At 69.7% G+C, this 17,430-nt stretch carries 17 protein-coding genes and 1 other RNA gene; all 18 read left to right on the top strand.

The features are described 5' to 3' along the window. The first annotated feature begins 30 nt into the window (after positions 1 to 30). The 18 genes from ASD18_RS19885 (at position 31) to ssrA (ending at position 17,391) form a co-directional block, all read left to right on the top strand. On the top strand, positions 31 to 222 hold the full coding sequence (locus ASD18_RS19885) for a hypothetical protein (RefSeq protein WP_082574349.1): 192 nt from the start codon (positions 31 to 33) through the stop codon (positions 220 to 222). A gap of 50 nt (positions 223 to 272) precedes the next feature. Beyond that, entirely contained in the window at positions 273 to 593 is a 321-nt protein-coding gene (locus tag ASD18_RS19880; RefSeq protein WP_369817329.1) for a pilus assembly protein, read from the top strand. After that, the gene (locus ASD18_RS19875; protein ID WP_056096678.1) at positions 590 to 1,027 is read left to right on the top strand and encodes a hypothetical protein; all 438 of its coding nucleotides are present in this window, start codon (positions 590 to 592) and stop codon (positions 1,025 to 1,027) included. Before ASD18_RS19880 ends, ASD18_RS19875 begins: the two co-directional genes overlap by 4 nt. Next, on the top strand, positions 1,024 to 1,488 hold the full coding sequence (locus ASD18_RS19870) for a pilus assembly protein TadG-related protein (RefSeq protein ID WP_235522490.1): 465 nt from the start codon (positions 1,024 to 1,026) through the stop codon (positions 1,486 to 1,488). Before ASD18_RS19875 ends, ASD18_RS19870 begins: the two co-directional genes overlap by 4 nt. Positions 1,489 to 1,542: 54 nt before the next feature. After that, entirely contained in the window at positions 1,543 to 2,658 is a 1,116-nt protein-coding gene (gene prfB / locus ASD18_RS19865; protein WP_056096673.1) for a peptide chain release factor 2, read from the top strand. 238 nt (positions 2,659 to 2,896) lie between these two features. Further along, positions 2,897 to 4,024: a multiple monosaccharide ABC transporter substrate-binding protein gene (gene chvE, locus ASD18_RS19860; RefSeq protein ID WP_056096670.1), complete on the top strand. Its 1,128-nt coding sequence runs from the start codon at positions 2,897 to 2,899 to the stop codon at positions 4,022 to 4,024. Between the two features lie 94 nt (positions 4,025 to 4,118). Then, positions 4,119 to 5,666, top strand: coding sequence for a multiple monosaccharide ABC transporter ATP-binding protein (mmsA, locus tag ASD18_RS19855; RefSeq protein WP_056096667.1), 1,548 nt, complete (start codon positions 4,119 to 4,121; stop codon positions 5,664 to 5,666). Continuing rightward, positions 5,663 to 6,895 (top strand): multiple monosaccharide ABC transporter permease, encoded by a 1,233-nt coding sequence (mmsB, locus tag ASD18_RS19850; RefSeq protein WP_056096664.1) that lies wholly within the window; start codon positions 5,663 to 5,665, stop codon positions 6,893 to 6,895. Before mmsA ends, mmsB begins: the two co-directional genes overlap by 4 nt. Before the next feature lie 45 nt (positions 6,896 to 6,940). Beyond that, positions 6,941 to 8,152 (top strand): ROK family transcriptional regulator, encoded by a 1,212-nt coding sequence (locus ASD18_RS19845; protein ID WP_056096662.1) that lies wholly within the window; start codon positions 6,941 to 6,943, stop codon positions 8,150 to 8,152. A 73-nt stretch (positions 8,153 to 8,225) separates the two neighbouring features. Continuing rightward, positions 8,226 to 9,011, top strand: a complete 786-nt coding sequence (locus ASD18_RS19840) for an ATP-binding cassette domain-containing protein (protein WP_056096659.1) — start codon at positions 8,226 to 8,228, stop codon at positions 9,009 to 9,011. 170 nt (positions 9,012 to 9,181) lie between these two features. After that, on the top strand, positions 9,182 to 9,871 hold the full coding sequence (ftsE, locus tag ASD18_RS19835) for a cell division ATP-binding protein FtsE (protein WP_056096656.1): 690 nt from the start codon (positions 9,182 to 9,184) through the stop codon (positions 9,869 to 9,871). Beyond that, a complete protein-coding gene (ftsX, locus tag ASD18_RS19830; protein WP_056096653.1) occupies positions 9,871 to 10,785 on the top strand; it encodes a permease-like cell division protein FtsX in 915 nt (304 codons plus the stop codon). Before ftsE ends, ftsX begins: the two co-directional genes overlap by 1 nt. Positions 10,786 to 10,787: 2 nt before the next feature. Beyond that, on the top strand, positions 10,788 to 12,083 hold the full coding sequence (locus tag ASD18_RS19825; protein WP_235522489.1) for a peptidoglycan DD-metalloendopeptidase family protein: 1,296 nt from the start codon (positions 10,788 to 10,790) through the stop codon (positions 12,081 to 12,083). Between the two features lie 69 nt (positions 12,084 to 12,152). Further along, a complete protein-coding gene (gene smpB, locus ASD18_RS19820) occupies positions 12,153 to 12,623 on the top strand; it encodes an SsrA-binding protein SmpB (protein WP_056096649.1) in 471 nt (156 codons plus the stop codon). Next, entirely contained in the window at positions 12,620 to 14,467 is a 1,848-nt protein-coding gene (locus ASD18_RS19815; RefSeq protein WP_056096647.1) for a DUF2207 domain-containing protein, read from the top strand. Before smpB ends, ASD18_RS19815 begins: the two co-directional genes overlap by 4 nt. An 11-nt stretch (positions 14,468 to 14,478) precedes the next feature. Next, positions 14,479 to 15,516 (top strand): ATP-dependent DNA ligase, encoded by a 1,038-nt coding sequence (locus ASD18_RS19810; protein ID WP_056096644.1) that lies wholly within the window; start codon positions 14,479 to 14,481, stop codon positions 15,514 to 15,516. A gap of 105 nt (positions 15,517 to 15,621) precedes the next feature. Next, the gene (locus ASD18_RS19805) at positions 15,622 to 16,944 is read left to right on the top strand and encodes a S1C family serine protease (RefSeq protein ID WP_056096640.1); all 1,323 of its coding nucleotides are present in this window, start codon (positions 15,622 to 15,624) and stop codon (positions 16,942 to 16,944) included. A gap of 80 nt (positions 16,945 to 17,024) precedes the next feature. Continuing rightward, positions 17,025 to 17,391, top strand: a transfer-messenger RNA (tmRNA) gene (gene ssrA / locus ASD18_RS20895). The last annotated feature ends 39 nt before the right edge of the window (positions 17,392 to 17,430 follow it).

Raw genomic sequence — 17,430 nt, 5'->3', positions numbered from 1 at the left:
CGCACCGGGGCGCTGCTGTGGGGCTCGTGGGTGTGGGGCGGGACCGCGTGGGGACGGGTCCAGCGGCGCGTCGCGGCGGGGGGATCGGACCGGGGCGACGTCCCGGGGTGGGTGCTGGTGACCCTGATGACGGCGGGGCTGGTGACCGCGCTGTGGATCATCGCCGGGGACGCCCTCGGGCGGGTGTTCGAGGACGCCATCAACAGCGTCAAGGCGCCCTGACGTCGGACGCCGGCTCCGCGATCGTCGAGTTCGCGCTCGTCGGCGGGCTCGTGACGGTGCTGTTCGTCGCGGTGCTCCAGCTGACCATCGTGCTGCACGTGCGGAACACGCTCGTCGACTCGGCGGCCGAGGGCGCTCGGTACGGCGCGCTGGCGGGTCACGAGCCCGGGGACGGGGCCGAGCGTTCGCGGGTCTTGATCGCGCAGTCGCTCTCGTCGGCGTACGCGCAAGGTGTGAGCGCCACGCGGACCACGCTCGACGGGCTCGACGTCGTGGAGGTCCAGGTCGAGGCGCCGCTCCCGCTGGTCGGGCTCGTCGGCCCCGCCGGGACTCTCACGGTCCACGGGCATGCCTTGGTCGAGGAGCCGTGAACCTGACCGACGACGAGGGCAGCTCGGTGATCGAGTTCCTCGGGCTCTCGCTCGTCCTGCTCGTGCCCCTGGTGTACCTGGTGCTCGTGCTCGGTCGCATCGAGGCTGCGACGTTCGCCGCGGAGGGTGCCGCGCGCGAGGCGGCGCGCACGTACGTCGTCGCCGACCGTGCCGACGAGGGCGCCGAGCGCGCGGTCGCCGCGGTGGGGATCGCCCTGCGGGACCAGGGGTTCGACGACGACCCCGCCGAGGCCCTCACGCTCACCTGTTCGACGACACCGTGCCTCGCACCCGGCAGCGATGTGGCGGCCCGGATCGACGTACGCGTGCCGCTGCCCTTCGTGCCGGGGTTCGTGCGCGACGTCGTCCCGCTGGAGGTGCCGGTGAGCGCCGAGCGGGTCGCACCCGTCGACACCTACCGGGCGACCCGATGAGGGACAGGCCGGAGGACGACCGCGGCCAGGTGATGATCCTGACGCTCGGGTTCGTGGTGGTCGCCCTGCTGCTCATCACGGTCGTCGTGTCCGCCGCGGGGGTGCACCTGGAGCGCAAGCGGCTGCTCGCGCTCGCGGACGTGCTCGCGCTCGAGGCGGCCGACGCGGCCGGCGACGACCAGTACTTCGCCCCGGGTGCGGGCCAGGGGGACCCGGCGACCGAAGGGGTCCCGCTGACCGACGCGTCGGTGCGCGACGCCGTGGACCGGTACCTGCGCGACAACCCGGACGCGGCCACCGCGTGGGACGAGCTCGCGGTGCTCTCCGCGTCGACGACCGACGGCCGGTCGGCGCACGTGCACCTGGGCGCCGTGGTCCGGCCGGTGCTGGTCAGCTGGGTGCTCGCGCCGTGGTCCGACGGGATCGCGCTCGAGGCGGAGTCGGTCGCGCGCGGCTCGTGACGGGCTCCCGCCGGGGGAGGAGCGGGGAGCGTGGACCCGGTAGCCTGGACGGTTGTGGCCACCACCGACTTCCCCACCGCAATCCGTGATCTGCGCACCACCCTGGGCACCATCCAGGCGGTGAGCGACCCGACCGCGCTCGAGGCCAAGGTGGCGCAGCTGTCGGAGCAGGCGTCGGCCCCCGACCTGTGGGACGACCCGGACGCCGCGCAGAAGATCACCAGCGCGCTCTCGTCGACGCAGGCGGAGCTGGACCGGATGAGCAAGCTCGACGGGCGGATCGACGACCTCGAGACGCTGGTCGAGATGGCCGCCGAGGAGAACGACGAGGACACGCTCGCCGAGGCCGAGGCCGACCTGCTGAAGATCAAGAAGGACCTGGGCGAGCTCGAGGTCCGCACGCTCCTGGCGGGGGAGTACGACCAGCGCGAGGCCGTGGTGACCATCCGTGCCGGTGCCGGTGGTGTCGACGCCGCGGACTTCGCGGAGATGCTCCTGCGCATGTACCTGCGCTGGGCCGAGCGGCACGGCTACCCGACCACCGTGCTCGACACCTCCTACGCGGAGGAGGCCGGGCTGAAGTCGGCGACGTTCGAGGTCAAGGTCCCGTACGCGTTCGGCAACCTGTCGGTCGAGGCCGGCACGCACCGGCTGGTCCGCATCTCGCCGTTCGACAACCAGGGCCGACGCCAGACGAGCTTCGCGGCCGTCGAGGTGATCCCGCTCATCGAGTCGAACGACTCGATCGACATCCCGGAGTCGGAGATCAAGGTCGACGTGTTCCGCTCGTCGGGCCCGGGCGGCCAGTCGGTCAACACCACCGACTCGGCGGTACGCATGACGCACATCCCCACCGGCATCGTCGTGTCGATGCAGAACGAGAAGTCGCAGATCCAGAACCGCGCCGCGGCGCTCCGGGTCCTGCAGTCCCGCCTCCTCCTGGTCCGCAAGGCCGAGGAGGACGCGAAGAAGAAGGCCCTCGCGGGCGACGTGAAGGCGAGCTGGGGAGACCAGATGCGCTCCTACGTCCTACAGCCGTACCAGATGGTCAAGGACCTGCGCACGGAGCACGAGGTGGGCAACCCCGCCGCGGTCTTCGACGGCGACATCGACGACTTCATCGAGGCCGGAATCCGCTGGCGCCGGTCGCTGGACAACGCCTCCGCCTGATCTGTCTGTCTTCGGAGGCCGAAGTTATAGGTCCTAGGTCCTTCGGAAAACGCTCTCAAACCCCCGCAGGACACGGGTTGGTAACGGCACTTGCGCTCACGTAGCCTTCAGGTCTTGAATTCAACCGACATGACCGGCCATGCGGACCGGCAGGACCAGAGACGGTCCCGCTCGGGCCGCCGGGGCACAGATGCCCCGGCGCCGCAGGCCGGACGGTGCAACGAGAGAGCGGACAACGATGTCATTTGCATGGAAGAAGGTGGCCGTCGGCATCGCCACGGCTGGCCTGGTGATCGGCCTCTCCGCCTGCAGCCAGGAGCGGGACGCGGCTGACGAGCCCACGGGCGACGCAGCGGTCGAGGACACCCTGATCGGCATCGCGATGCCGACCAAGAGCCTCGAGCGGTGGAACCGTGACGGTGCGCACCTCGAGGAGCTCCTCAAGGAGGCGGGCTACGAGACGACGCTGCAGTACGCCGACAACAAGGTGGACCAGCAGATCACGCAGCTCGAGAACATGATCAACCAGGGCGCGAAGGTCCTCGTGATCGCGTCGATCGACGGCACGGCGCTCGCGCCGGTCCTCGAGCAGGCGGCGTCCAACGACGTCAAGGTCATCGCGTACGACCGCCTCATCAACGACACCCCGAACGTGGACTACTACGCCACGTTCGACAACGAGAAGGTCGGCACGCTCCAGGGCGAGTTCATCGTCGACGCTCTCGACCTCGAGAACGCCGCAGGCCCGTTCAACCTCGAGCCCTTCGCCGGTTCGCCGGACGACAACAACGCGAAGTTCTTCTTCTCCGGTGCGTGGGACATCCTCCTGCCGTACGTGGAGGAGGGGAAGCTCGTCGTCCCGTCGGGCAAGTCGCCCGCGAGCAACGACGACTGGGCCAGCATCGGCATCCAGGGCTGGGGCTCCGACACCGCCCAGGCCGAGATGGAGAACCGCCTGAACTCGTTCTACGGCGGCGGCCAGAAGGTCAACGTCGTCCTGTCGCCCAACGACTCGCTCGCGCTGGGCATCGCCCAGGCGCTCGAGGGCGCGGGCTACGCCCCGGGTCCGGACTACCCGGTGCTGACCGGGCAGGACGCCGACCAGGCGAACGTGCTCAACATGCTGGCCGGCAAGCAGTCCATGTCGGTCTGGAAGGACACCCGCGCGCTGGGTGACCAGGTCGCCAAGATGATCCAGCAGATCGTGGACGGCGACACGGTCGACGTCAACGACGAGGAGACGTACGACAACGGCAACAAGGTCGTCCCGACGTACCTCCTGGACCCGCAGGTCGTCACGCCGGACACCGTCGAGTCGGTGCTCGTCGAGTCCGGCTTCTACGAGGCCTCCGACCTGGGTCTCTGACCCATTCGGAGAGTGCTGCCGACCGCCGGTCCGTGCGAACACCTGCACGGACCGGCGCTCGGCGGCCCGCCTGACGACACACCTGTGAGGAAGCATGAGCACTGACCACATCCTCGAGATGCGGGACATCACGAAGCGGTTCCCCGGAGTCATCGCGCTGCAGGACGTGAACCTGTCGGTCCGCGCCGGCGAGATCCACGCGATCTGCGGCGAGAACGGCGCAGGAAAGTCCACCCTCATGAAGATCCTGTCGGGCGTCTACCCGCACGGGACCTACGAGGGGGAGATCGTCCTGAGCGGCGAGCCCGTCGAGTTCCGCGGCATCCGCGACTCGGAGCGCCACGGCGTCGTCATCATCCACCAGGAGCTCGCGCTGAGCCCGTTCCTGTCGATCGCCGAGAACATCTTCCTCGGCAACGAGCAGGCGGAGCGGGGCGTCGTCGACTGGAACAAGACCAACTCGGAGGCCGCCAAGCTCCTCGCCCGCGTGGGCCTGGACGAGCGCCCCGACACCAAGATCGTCGACATCGGCGTCGGCAAGCAGCAGCTCGTGGAGATCGCGAAGGCGCTCTCCAAGGAGGTCAAGCTGCTCATCCTCGACGAGCCCACCGCGGCGCTCAACGACGAGGACAGCGCTCACCTGCTCGGCCTGATCCGGAGCCTCAAGGAGCACGGGATCACGTCGATCATCATCAGCCACAAGCTCAACGAGATCGAGGCGGTCGCCGACACCACGACGATCATCCGCGACGGCAAGACCATCGAGACCCTCGAGATGCACGGGGACGACGCGGTCACCGAGGAGCGGATCATCCGTGGGATGGTCGGCCGTTCGCTCGACAACCGGTTCCCGGACCACGTCTCCACGATCGGTGAGGAGGTGCTCCGGATCGAGGAATGGACGGTGCACCACCCGATCGACCAGGCGCGCAAGGTGGTCGACAACGCGTCGATCGACGTGCGCCGCGGGGAGATCGTCGGCATCGCCGGCCTCATGGGTGCGGGCCGCACGGAGCTCGCGATGAGCCTGTTCGGGCGCAGCTACGGTGCACGGATCTCCGGCCGGGCCTTCAAGGACGGCAAGCAGGTGGAGCTGCGCAACGTGGGCGCGGCCATCAGGCACGGCATCGCGTACGCGACCGAGGACCGCAAGCGGTTCGGCCTCAACCTCATCGACACCATCCAGCACAACGTCTCGGCGTCCGCGCTGGGCAAGCTCGCGCGCTGGGGCGTCGTCGACCGGACCGCCGAGGAGAAGGTCGCCGAGCAGTACCGACGCGACCTCAACATCAAGACGCCGACGGTCTCCGCCCTCGTGGGCAAGCTGTCCGGCGGCAACCAGCAGAAGGTCGTGCTGAGCAAGTGGATCTACGCCGATCCCGACGTGCTCATCCTCGACGAGCCCACCCGAGGTATCGACGTGGGCGCCAAGTACGAGATCTACACGATCATCAACCGGCTCGCGGACGAGGGGAAGGGCGTCATCGTCATCTCCTCCGAGCTGCCCGAGCTGATCGGCATCTGCGACCGCATCTACGCCCTCAGCCAGGGCCGTGTGACGGGCGAGGTCGCCCGCGCCGATGCCACGCAGGAGCGCCTCATGCAGTACATGACCATGGAGAAGGACGTGACCCCCCGATGACTACCGACCTCAACCCCGCCCCTGCAGCGCCTCCGGGAGCTCAGGCCCGCGTGCCGCTCGGACAGCGGATGGCCGGCCTCGGCGGCAACGCGCGCCAGTACGGCATCTTCGGCGCGCTCGTCGTGATCGTGCTGCTCTTCCAGGTGCTGACCGACGGCAAGCTGCTGCTCGCCAACAACGTCGCGGCGCTGTTCCAGCAGAACGCCTACGTGATGATCCTGGCCATCGGCATGGTCATGGTCATCGTCGCCGGGCACATCGACCTGTCGGTCGGCTCCGTGGTCGCGTTCGTCGGTGGCATCGTCGCCGTGAGCATGCGGGACATGGGGCTGCCCTGGCTGGTCGCCGTCCTGCTCGGGCTCGCGGTCGGCGGTGTCGTCGGCGCGTGGCAGGGCTACTGGGTCGCGTACGTCGGGATCCCGGCGTTCATCGTGACGCTGGCCGGCATGCTCATCTTCCGCGGGCTCGCGCTCGTCATCGTCGGTGAGACCGTCGCCGGCCTGCCGTCGCAGTTCATCGCGATCTCGAAGGGGTCGCTGCCGAACTTCTTGGGCTACGCGAACAACATGGACGTCGTCACGATCCTCATCGGCGTCCTGGCCATCGGGGCGATCGTGGTCTCGCAGGTCCGTGCCCGCCGTTCTCTGCGCAAGCACGAGCTGTACGTCGAGCCGGTGGGCCTGTTCGCCACGAAGCTCGCGCTCGTGGCGATCGGTATCGGCGTCCTCACGGTCATCCTGTCGTTCTCCGCGGGCGGCACGCCGACCGTGCTCGTCATCGTCGGGGTGCTCATCGTCGCCTACACGTTCCTCATGGGGCGCACGGTGTTCGGCCGGCACATCTACGCGATCGGCGGCAACCGCCTCGCGGCGAGCCTGTCGGGCGTGGACACCCGTCGGGTCGACTTCTGGATCTTCGTCAACATGGGCGTGCTCGCCGGAGCGGCCGCGATCGTCACCACCGCTCGCGCCGGTGCCGCCATCGCGTCGGCCGGGCAGAACTTCGAGCTCGACGCCATCGCGGCGTGCTTCATCGGTGGGGCGGCCGTCACGGGCGGCATCGGCCGGATCTCGGGAGCGATCGTCGGTGCGCTCATCATGGGCGTGCTCAACATGGGCCTGTCGATCCTGTCGGTCGACCCGTCCTGGCAGATGGCGATCAAGGGCCTCGTGCTCCTGTTCGCCGTGGCGTTCGACCTGATCAACAAGCGTCGGGCGGGGACGCGCTAGCAAGGCGATGAACCGATGGACGACGAGTTGCACTAGGTTCGCACGGTGAGCAGGCGAGCACCCGCAGCCGGCTCCCAGTCGTCCCTGCGCGACGCGAACCGCAACCTCGTCGTCGAGACGGTCAAGCGGTACGGCGGGCTCACGCAGGTCGAGCTCTCCGAGGCGACAGGTCTGTCGCAGGCGACGGTGTCGACGATCGTCCGGGAGCTCCTGGCTGCCGGCGTCGTCGACACCGCCACGACCACCCGCAGCGGGCGGCGTGCCCAGATGGTCACGCTCGCCCGCCGCGTCGGTCTGGCGGCCGGCGTGCAGATCGGGCACCGGCACCTGCGGCTGGTGCTGGGGGACTTCAGCCACCAGGTCATCGCGGAGCAGACGCTCCCGCTGCCGGCGGACCACCGGGTGGACACGAGCCTGGACCGCGTGGCCCTGCTCGTCGTCGACCTGGTCGAGCGGGTGGGGGCCTCGCTCGACGACGTCGTCGGGCTCGGCGTGGGGCTGCCCGCGCCGGTCGACGCGTCCACGGGCATGGTCTCGGTGCGCGGCATCATGCCGGGCTGGGACACGGTGCACATCGGCCAGGTGCTCTCCAAGCGGCTGGGCCGGCCGGTGTACGTGGACAACGACGCCAACCTCGGCGCGATCGCCGAGAGCACGCTCGGTGCGGCGCGGCAGTACAGCGACAGCGTGTTCGTGCGCGCGTCCTACGGCACGGGTGCCGGGATCGTCATCAACGGCCAGGTCCATCGCGGCGTCGCCGGCACCGCGGGCGAGATCGGGCACGTGCAGGTCGCGTTCCCGGGAGAGCTGTGCCGGTGCGGCAACCGCGGTTGCCTCGACACCGTCGTCGGCGCCTCGGCACTCATCGACCGGCTCCGCGTGAGCACCGGTCCGCTGGCGCTGCGCGACGTGGTGCAGCGCGCGATCGACGGCGACGAGCGCTGCGGCAAGGTGGTCGCGGAGGCCGGCGCCATGATCGGGATGGTCGTCGCGGGGCTCGGCGTCGCGGTCAACCCGCAGCTGGTCGTCGTGGGCGGCGAGCTGGCGGAGACGGGGGAGCTGCTGCTGCGGCCCCTGCGTGAGGCCGTCCGCAGGAACGTGCTGCTGAACCAGATCGCCCCGCTCGAGGTCGTCGCCGCCTCGCTGGGGTCCCGGGCCGAGGTGATCGGCGCCCTGGTGCTGGCCCTCCAGTCGACCGCACTGCCGCTCCGTGTCGACGACGACCAGGCGGCGGTCGGGGTCGGAGCGGCGCAATGACGCGATCGACGCCTCAGATGGTGGAAGATTCACTGCACGTGTCACGTGCCCAACGGGGAGCAGGTGAGTGGCGATGAGCACGGCCAACGACGTGCCCCTGCTGTCGCTCAGGGGTCTGGGCAAGCGTTTCGGTGCGGTGGAGGCCCTGGTCGACGTCGACCTGGACGTCTACGCGCACGAGGTCGTCGCGCTCGTCGGCGACAACGGCGCCGGGAAGTCGACGGTGGCCAAGATGATCTCGGGCGTGCTGACCCCCGACACGGGACTCATCGAGATCGACGGCGAGACCGTCACCATCCCGACGCCGATCGCGGCGCACGCGCTCGGCATCGCGACGGTGTTCCAGGAGCTCGCGCTGGCCGACAACCTCGACGTGACGTCGAACCTGTTCCTCGGCCGCGAGCTGCACCGCGGTCGGGTGCGCGACGACGAGACCATGGAGCAGATCGCCCGGAAGGTCCTGCGCGACCTGAACAGCCGGATCCCGTCGGTCAAGTCGCCGCTGTCCACCCTGTCCAAGGGACAGCGGCAGTCGGTGGCGATCGCCCGCACCCTGATCGGCAGGCCCAGGATCGTGGTGCTCGACGAGCCGACGGCCGCGCTGTCGGTGTCGCAGACCGCGGAGGTGCTCACGCACATCGAGCGCCTGCGCGACCTCGGGCTCGGGGTGGTCCTCATCAGCCACAACATGAACGACGTCCGCGCGGTGTCCGACCGGATCATCGTGCTCCGGCACGGCCGCAACAACGGCGAGTTCGACGCGGCGACGGTCAGCCACGAGGCGATCCTGGCCGCGATCACCGGGGCACCCCCGACGCGCGAGCTGGACCCGACGGCGTTCCTGCCGACCCCGCACTGACCGGCGATTCGCGGGCGTTTGCCCGACCTGTCCGGACGCCGCTGCAGTTCACAGGTTCCCCTGCGGCGTGTCACCACCGGGTGGGGGTGGGTCCGTTGCCTACTCTCGACAAGGCCAGCAGTAGTTCCCGTGCGTGAAGTCCATCCCCGAACCTGGCCCCTACGAGCACCGTGATCAGATTCGAGAATGTCACCAAGGTCTACGCCCGCGGCGCACGACCGGCGCTGGACCGCGTGTCCCTGGATGTCGAGCGGGGCGAGTTCGTCTTCCTCGTCGGCGCGTCCGGGTCCGGCAAGTCCACGTTCCTGCGCCTCGTGCTGCGCGAGGAGCGGGCCTCGGCCGGCCGCGTGTTCGTCGCCGGCAAGGAGCTGGGCACCCTGTCGTCGTGGAAGGTGCCGACGCTGCGCCGCCAGATCGGCGCCGTCTTCCAGGACTTCCGCCTGCTGCCCAACAAGACGGTGTTCGAGAACGTGGCCTTCGCGCTCCAGGTGATCGGCAAGCCGCGGCACCACATCCTCACCACCGTGCCGGACACGCTCGAGATGGTCGGCCTGGCCGGCAAGGAGAAGCGTCGTCCGCACGAGCTGTCCGGTGGCGAGCAGCAGCGCGTGGCCATCGCGCGCGCGTTCGTCAACCGCCCGAACATCCTGCTGTGCGACGAGCCCACGGGAAACCTCGACCCGACGACGTCCCTGGGGATCATGCGCCTGCTCGACCGGATCAACCGCACGGGCACCACGGTCGTGATGGCGACGCACGACGACGAGATCGTCGACCAGATGCGCAAGCGCGTGATCGAGCTGTCCACCGGCGCGATGGTGCGTGACCAGTCGCGCGGCGTCTACGGGTCGGACCGCTGATGCGCCTCCAGTTCATCCTCTCCGAGATCGGCCTGGGTCTTCGTCGCAACCTGTCGATGACGATCTCCGTCATCCTCGTGACCTTCGTGTCGCTCACCTTCGTCGGCGCCGCCGCCCTGCTGCAGACGCAGATCGGCAAGATGAAGGACGACTGGTACGACAAGGTCGAGGTCTCGGTCTTCCTCTGCCCGCAGAACTCCACAGAGCCCACCTGCGCGAGCGGAGAGGTGACCGACGAGCAGAAGGCCGACATCCAGGCCGCGCTCGCGTCGCCCGAGGTCAAGCCGTACGTCGAGAAGGTCTACACGGAGACCAAGGAGCAGGCGTTCGAGGCCTTCCAGGAGCAGTTCAAGGACCAGTTCTGGGCGTCGGCCGCCACGGTCGACGACATGAACTCCTCCTACCGGATCAAGCTCACCGACCCCGAGCAGTACCCCGTGGTCGCCGAGGTGGTCTCGGGCAGGCCCGGCGTCGAGGAGGTCAAGGACCAGCAGCGGCTGTTCGACCGGCTCTTCTCGGTGCTCAACAACGCGACCCTGCTGGCCGGCGGGCTCGCCGCGGTGATGCTCCTGGCCGCGGTGCTGCTCATCACCACGACCATCCGGCTGTCCGCGCTGAGCCGTCGTCGCGAGACCGGGATCATGCGCCTGGTCGGGGCGTCGACCGTGTTCATCCAGCTGCCGTTCATGCTCGAGGGCGCGATCGCCGCGACGATCGGTGCCCTGCTGGCGGTCGGTGCGCTGTGGCTAGGGGTCGGTTACCTGATCGACGACTGGCTCGGTGAGCAGGCGGCGTGGATCCCGTACGTGAACACGTCCGACGTCCTCGCCGTGGCACCCATCCTCATCGCGGTCGCGATCCTGCTCGCCGCGATCTCGTCCCTGGTCACTCTGAGCCGCTACACGAAGGTGTGATCGTGCGCCGTCTGCGGATGCCCGCGTTGCTCGTCGTGCTCGTCCTCATCGTCACGGCGCTCTTCACCGCACCCGCCTACGCCGACAGGATCGACGACCGCCGCAAGGCGGCCGAGGCGCAGAAGGCCGCGATCGCGAAGGCGCGCGACGACACCGAGGCGGCGATGGAGGGCGTCGACGCCAACCTCCAGGCCCTGGCGATGCAGCTGGCGGACACGCAGGCGAAGATCCCAGCCGCGCAAGCCGTGCTCGACGAGGCCAAGGCTGCGCTGGAGAAGGCGCAGCGCGAGGCGGCGATCATCGCGGCCCGGCTGGTCGACGCCGAGGACCAGCAGGCGACGATCACGACAACGATCACGCAGGACGCCGAGTACGCCGCGCAGATGCGTGCCGCGATCGGGCAGATGGCTCGTGAGGCGTACAAGGACGGCGGCGGCGTGTCCGGCGTCGACGTGATCCTGGACGCGCAGAGCACCGACGACTTCGTGCAGCGGTACGGCCTGATGGCCACGGCGCTGCGCACGCAGGCCCAGATCCTCGACCAGCTCCGGACGGCCGAGTCGGCCAACAAGAACGCCGAGGCGCGGCTGGGCGCGGTCAAGGAGAAGATCGCCCAGCTCAAGGCCGAGGCCGACCAGAAGGTGGTCGAGGCCGACGCGGCGAAGGCAGCCGCGGCCGCCGCGAAGGCGTCGCTCGACGAGCTGCTCGCGCGGCAGGTGCAGCAGCAGGCGTCGCTGGACGCCCAGCGTGCGGCCCTGGCCGCCCAGCTGGCCCAGGCCGACGCCGAGGCGGCCGCCGTCCAGGCCGAGCTCCAGGCCGCGATCGCCGCCCAGAAGGCCCGCGACGCCGCAGCCGGCAACCCGCACGGCCCGGCCGGTCCGATCGGCAACGCCCTGTTCGGCAACCCGACCAGCGTCAGCCCGATCTACGTGACCTCCGAGTTCGGCATGCGGTTCCACCCGACGCTGCACTACACGCGCCTGCACGCCGGCATCGACCTGCGGACCTTCTGCAACACCCCGATCTACGCCGGCCGCGCCGGCACGGTGACGTGGGCCAAGGCGCGGTACGGGTTCGGCAACCAGGTGATGATCGACAGCGGGTTCGTCAACGGGAACGCCCTGTCGGCCAGCTACAACCACCTCACCAGCTTCGCGGTCAGCTCCGGTCAGACGGTCGAGCGGGGGCAGCTGATCGGGCGGTCGGGCAACACCGGCACGTCGGCCGCCTGCCACCTGCACTTCGAGGTCTACGTGAACGGCGGGACCGTGAACCCGCGTCCGCTCCTCGGACTCTGAAAGCGCTGGCCACGGGCAGGTAGTCTCGACCCGCACCATCCGCGCACTCAGGAACGAGGTTCGACCACCGTGGCCAAGGATGTCGGGCGCAAGGTCGTCGCCTCGAACCGGAAGGCCCGGCACGACTACGTCATCGAGGACGTGTTCGAGGCCGGCATGGTGCTCAGCGGCACCGAGGTCAAGGCGCTGCGGATGGGCCGGGCCTCGCTGGTGGACGGCTGGTGCGAGGTGACCAACGGCGAGCTGTGGCTCGAGGGCGTGCACATCCCCGAGTACTCGCAGGGCACCTGGACCAACCACGCACCCCGCCGCAAGCGCAAGCTGCTGCTGCACCGCTCGGAGATCGACCGTCTGGAGTCCCGCACGCGGGAGAAGGGGCAGACGATCATCCCGCTGTCCCTGTACTTCCTCGACGGGCGCGCCAAGGTGGAGATCGCGCTGGCCCGCGGCAAGCGCGAGTGGGACAAGCGGCAGGCGCTGCGCGAGCGGCAGGACAACCTCGAGGCCACCCGGGCCATCCGCGAGAAGCGCGACCTGTGAGGGCCCTGCGCGCGGTCCTGCTGGCACTCGGTCTCGTCGTCGCCCTGACGGCCGCTGCCGTCCCCGACCAGACGAGCGGCCGTGAGATCACGCGGTACGACGTCACGGCCACCCTGGCTGCCGACGGCACGATGCGGGTGACGCTCGACTTCGACTTCGACTTCGGCGACGACCCCGGTCACGGGCCGTTCCTCAGCCTGCCGACGAGGGTCTACTACGACGAGACGCTGGACCGCGCGTTCCGGTACACCGACATCTCGGCATCGTCCGCGTCGGGGGCGCCCGACCAGGTGAACGAGGAGTCGACCTCCGACGCGCTGATCCTGCGGATCGGCGACGAGGACATCGACAACGTCTCCGGCGTGCAGACCTATCACGTGGAGTACACCGCCGACGGGCTGCTGAACCCCGCGAACGAGCAGCACTCCGGCGACGAGCTCTACTGGAACGTCATCGGCGCCGGCTGGGAGATCCCGCTGGGCGACCTGTCGGTGGCGGTCGACGGCCCGGCCGCGGTCGAGGGTGCCGTCTGCTTCGCCGGACCGTACGGGTCCACCACCCCGTGCACCTCGTCGTCGTTCTCCGGCTCGACGTCGAGCTTCACGCAGGACCTGGTGCCCGTCGGCGACCAGTTCTCCACCGTGACCGGCTGGCCGGCCGGCACGTTCCCGGGCGTGGAGCCGATCCTCGTCGACAAGCCCGACCCGCTGGCGCCCGTGCGGCCGACCTCGGCGCTCGGGATCGTCGCCCTGCTCGTGCTCGTCGGCGGCGGCATCCTGGCCTTCCTCCGGGTCCGCCGGGTGGGCCGCGACAAGGCCTACCTCGGACTGACCCCGGGGCTGCGTCCCGCCGACAACCAGCCGGGTGCCGCGACGGGCTTCCGCGACCGCCGCGAGGTCGTCTCCGTGCAGTTCCAGCCGCCCACGGGCGTGCGACCGGGGGAGATGGGCACGCTCCTCGACGAGAAGGCCGACCCCGTCGACGTCACCGCCACGCTGGTGGACCTCGCGGTGCGTGGCTGGCTGCGCATCGAGGAGGTGCCGCGGTCCAACCCGAAGAAGAAGGCCAAGGACTGGACCCTGGTGCAGCTGAAGAACAAGGACGGCTCGCTGCTGCCGTACGAGGACGAGCTGCTGACGTCCATCTTCGCCACCTCGACCTCCGTCAAGCTCTCCGACCTGAAGACGACGTTCGCCGCGTCGATGGCGAAGGTCCAGGACGGCCTCTACGACCACGTGACCGCGTCCGGCTGGTTCCGGGCGAATCCCAAGCACGTCCGCGCCAGGTGGTACGGCGCCGGGATCGCGATCGCCATCCTCGGCGTGATCCTCACCTTCGTCGTGTTCGGCGTCGGTCTGTCCGTGACCGGGCTCGCGCTCGTGCCGATCGCGCTGGTCGTCGTCGGCATCCTCGTCACGATCCTCGGCAAGGCCGCCCCCGCCCGCACCGAGGACGGCACCGCCGTGCTGGCGCAGTCCCTCGGGTTCCGCCGTTACCTGGCCACCGCCGAGGCGAACCAGCTGCGGTTCGAGGAGGGCGAGGACATCTTCAGCCGGTACCTGCCCTACGCGATCGTGTTCGGGCTGGCCGACCGGTGGGCTCGCGTGTTCGCGGAGCTGGCCGCGCAGGGGCGGTCGTTCGAGCAGCCTGGCTGGTACGTCGGCGGCTACTACCCGGGGGCCAACATCTACTGGGCGACCGCGTTCGCGTCGTCGCTGGACCGGTTCCAGTCCGTGGCCACCGAGGCGATCTCCGCGCCGACGCCCGGGTCCTCGGGCGGGTCGGGGTTCAGCGGCGGGTTCTCCGGCGGTGGCGTCGGCGGCGGTGGTGGCGGGGGCTGGTAAGACTGGTGGCCATGAAGCTGCCGGTGATGCCGCCCGTGGACCCGATGCTCTCCAAGTCGGCGCCGTCGATCCCGCCAGGGAAGCTGTACGAGCCCAAGTGGGACGGGTTCCGCGCGATCGTGTTCCGCGACGGGGACAAAAAAAAAAAGCCGATGCAGCGGTACTTCCCGGAGATCGTGTCTGCGGTGCTGTCGTACCTGCCTGACCGGTGCGTGGTCGACGGGGAGATCATCGTGCCGTCGTCGACTCACAGCGGCCTCGACTTCGACGCGCTGCTCCAGCGCGTGCATCCGGCCGAGTCGCGGGTGCGGCTGCTCTCCGTCGAGACGCCGGCGCTGCTGGTGCTCTTCGACGTGCTGGCTCTGGGGGACGACGACCTGACGGGGTTGCCCTTCGCTCAACGCCGTTCGGTGCTGGAGTCCTTGGTCACGCCGGGTGGACCGATCTCGATGACCGCCCAGACCTCGTCCCTCGACGTCGCTACGCAGTGGTTCTCGCAGTTCGAGGGCGCGGGGCTGGACGGCGTCGTCGCCAAGGACCCCGCCGGGCTGTACGAGCCCGGCAAGCGGACGATGCAGAAGATCAAGCACGAGCGCACCGCCGACTGCGTGGTCGCCGGATACCGGCCGCACAAGTCGGGCGACGACGCCGTCGGGTCGCTGCTGCTCGGGCTGTACAACTCCTCCGGCACGCTCGCGTCCGTCGGGGTCGCGGCGTCGTTCCCCATGGCGCGCCGGCGGGAGCTGGTGACGGAGCTCGCGCCCCTGGTGGTGCCGCTGGTGGGCCACCCGTGGGACTACTCCGCGCTCGGACGCACGCCGCGTGAGGCGGCCGGGAGTCGCTGGTCCGCGGGGAAGGACCTGTCGTTCGTGCCGCTCTCACCGACCCTGGTGGTCGAGGTCGCGTACGACCACATGGAGGGCGAGCGGTTCCGGCACACCGCGCAGTTCCGCCGCTGGCGCCCGGATCGGGACCCGTCGTCGTGCACCTACGCGCAGCTCGAGGAGCCGGTGTCGTACGCACTGAAGGACGTGCTCGCGACCAGCTGACGGTTCCACAGGCTGCGCACGGGTGGGCTCCAGCGACCTCTCGGGTGCGAGGCGTTCTCTATTCCTTGACGGCGCCAGACGGGGGCCGTCGGGGAGGTCAGAGCCATGGACGAGCAGCAGGTTTCCGGAGCGTCGGACGCTCCTGTCGAGAGCGCTTCCGTGCCCGCCGGGTCGGTGCCGGGTGCGGGCTCGGTTCCTCTGGGCGCCACTGCGCCGCTGAGTGCGTCGGCGTCGCTGGATGCGGGGCACTCGGGTGCCGACGCGTCCGGGCTGGGCCGTGTCGCCGTCGCGACCAAGCCTGTCGTCCGTCGGGGCCTCGCGTTCGGTGCCGCGGGAGGCGCCCTCGCGCTCGGCCTGCTGGCCGGTGGCGTGACCGGCGGCCTGATCGCGGCGGCCCAGGCGTCGTCCGACACCGACACCGCGGCCGCGTCGGCGGTCGAGGGCGCCGCGTACGAGCCGCCTGCCGCCGAGGTTCCGTCGTTCGTCCCGCCGTCGTGGGGCAGCTCTCCGTCCACCTCTGACCAGGAGGCCGCCAGTGCGGCGAGCGCGGACCAGCAGGTGGGCGTCGTGACGATCACCAGCACGCTGGGCTACCAGAACGCCTCGTCGGCCGGCACCGGCATGGTGCTGACGGCGAACGGGCTGGTGCTCACCAACAACCACGTGATCGAGGGCTCGACGTCGATCGAGGTGACCATCGAGTCGACTGGCGCTTCGTATGTCGCCACCGTCGTCGGCACGGACGCCTCGTCGGACGTCGCGCTCCTGCAGCTCCAGGACGCGTCGGGGCTGGACACGGTCGCTCTGGACGACGACAGCGGCGCGGCGGTCGGCGACGCCGTGACGGCGGTCGGCAACGCGGAGGGCGGGGGAGACCTGCTGGCCGCGGTCGGCAGCGTGACCGCGCTGGACCAGACGATGACGGCGTCGACGGACGGCTCGTCGTCCGAGACCCTGTCCGGCTTGATCGAGTTCTCCGCGGCCGTCGTGCCCGGCGACTCGGGCGGCCCGGTGTTCGACGACGAGGGCGAGGTCATCGGCATGACGACCGCCGCCTCCAGCAGCACCGTGGACACCGTGGCGTACGCGATCGACATCGAGGACGCGCTGGTGATCGCGAACCAGATCCAGTCCGGCGTCGCCTCCGACACCGTCACGATCGGGTACCCGGCGTTCCTGGGAATCTCGCTGAGCACTGATGGTTCGGTGGCGGGAGTGCTCGACGGCACGCCGGCTGCGTCGTCCGGTCTCGTGGCCGGTGATGTGATCACCGCGGTGGACGGCGTCGCCGTGTCGTCGGCTCCTTCTCTCTCCGACCTGCTCGGCGCCTACTCGCCCGGTGACACCGTGACCCTGACCTGGACGGTTGCGTCCTCTGGTGCCTCGGCGTCCGCGCCGGTCACTCTGATCGCCGGACCGGCCGACTGACCCGGAATGAGCACGACCAGCCTGCCGTTGAGAGGTAGGCTGGTCGCGCTGGCTCCGGCCGGTGCTTGAAAACTGAACATGGGGGTGATCGGTTTCGACGGTGATCGTCGAACCAGGAGAAGCGGGTCGAGGACGCACGGTTATCTCGTCAACGCTCCGTGCAAACCAATAGGTGCCAATACAAACCGCACCGACTTCGCCCTCGCCGCCTGAGCGAGTCCCGAAGTCCGTTGGCCTGAGTACGCTCTCGACTCAGTAACCAGCGTCATCTAGAGAGCCACTGCTGGTAATCGTCGTCAGTGCGATTGCCGGGACTTTTAGCTGACTGGGCCTGTCCACGGCTTGCCTGTGTGACCGTGGGGGCCGAGAAAATCACAGCAGGCTGCACCCGGAGAATCCCTGGTACTGCGTCACCGGACGCGGGTTCGATTCCCGCCACCTCCACCCATCTGACCTGCGGAAACGTCGGGTCATGTTGACAGAAGG

Source organism: Cellulomonas sp. Root137, from assembly GCF_001426725.1.
In the GTDB taxonomy this organism is placed as follows: domain Bacteria; phylum Actinomycetota; class Actinomycetes; order Actinomycetales; family Cellulomonadaceae; genus Cellulomonas.
Note: the sequence above shows the minus strand (reverse complement) of the source record. Positions and strands in the feature narration are given on the sequence as shown.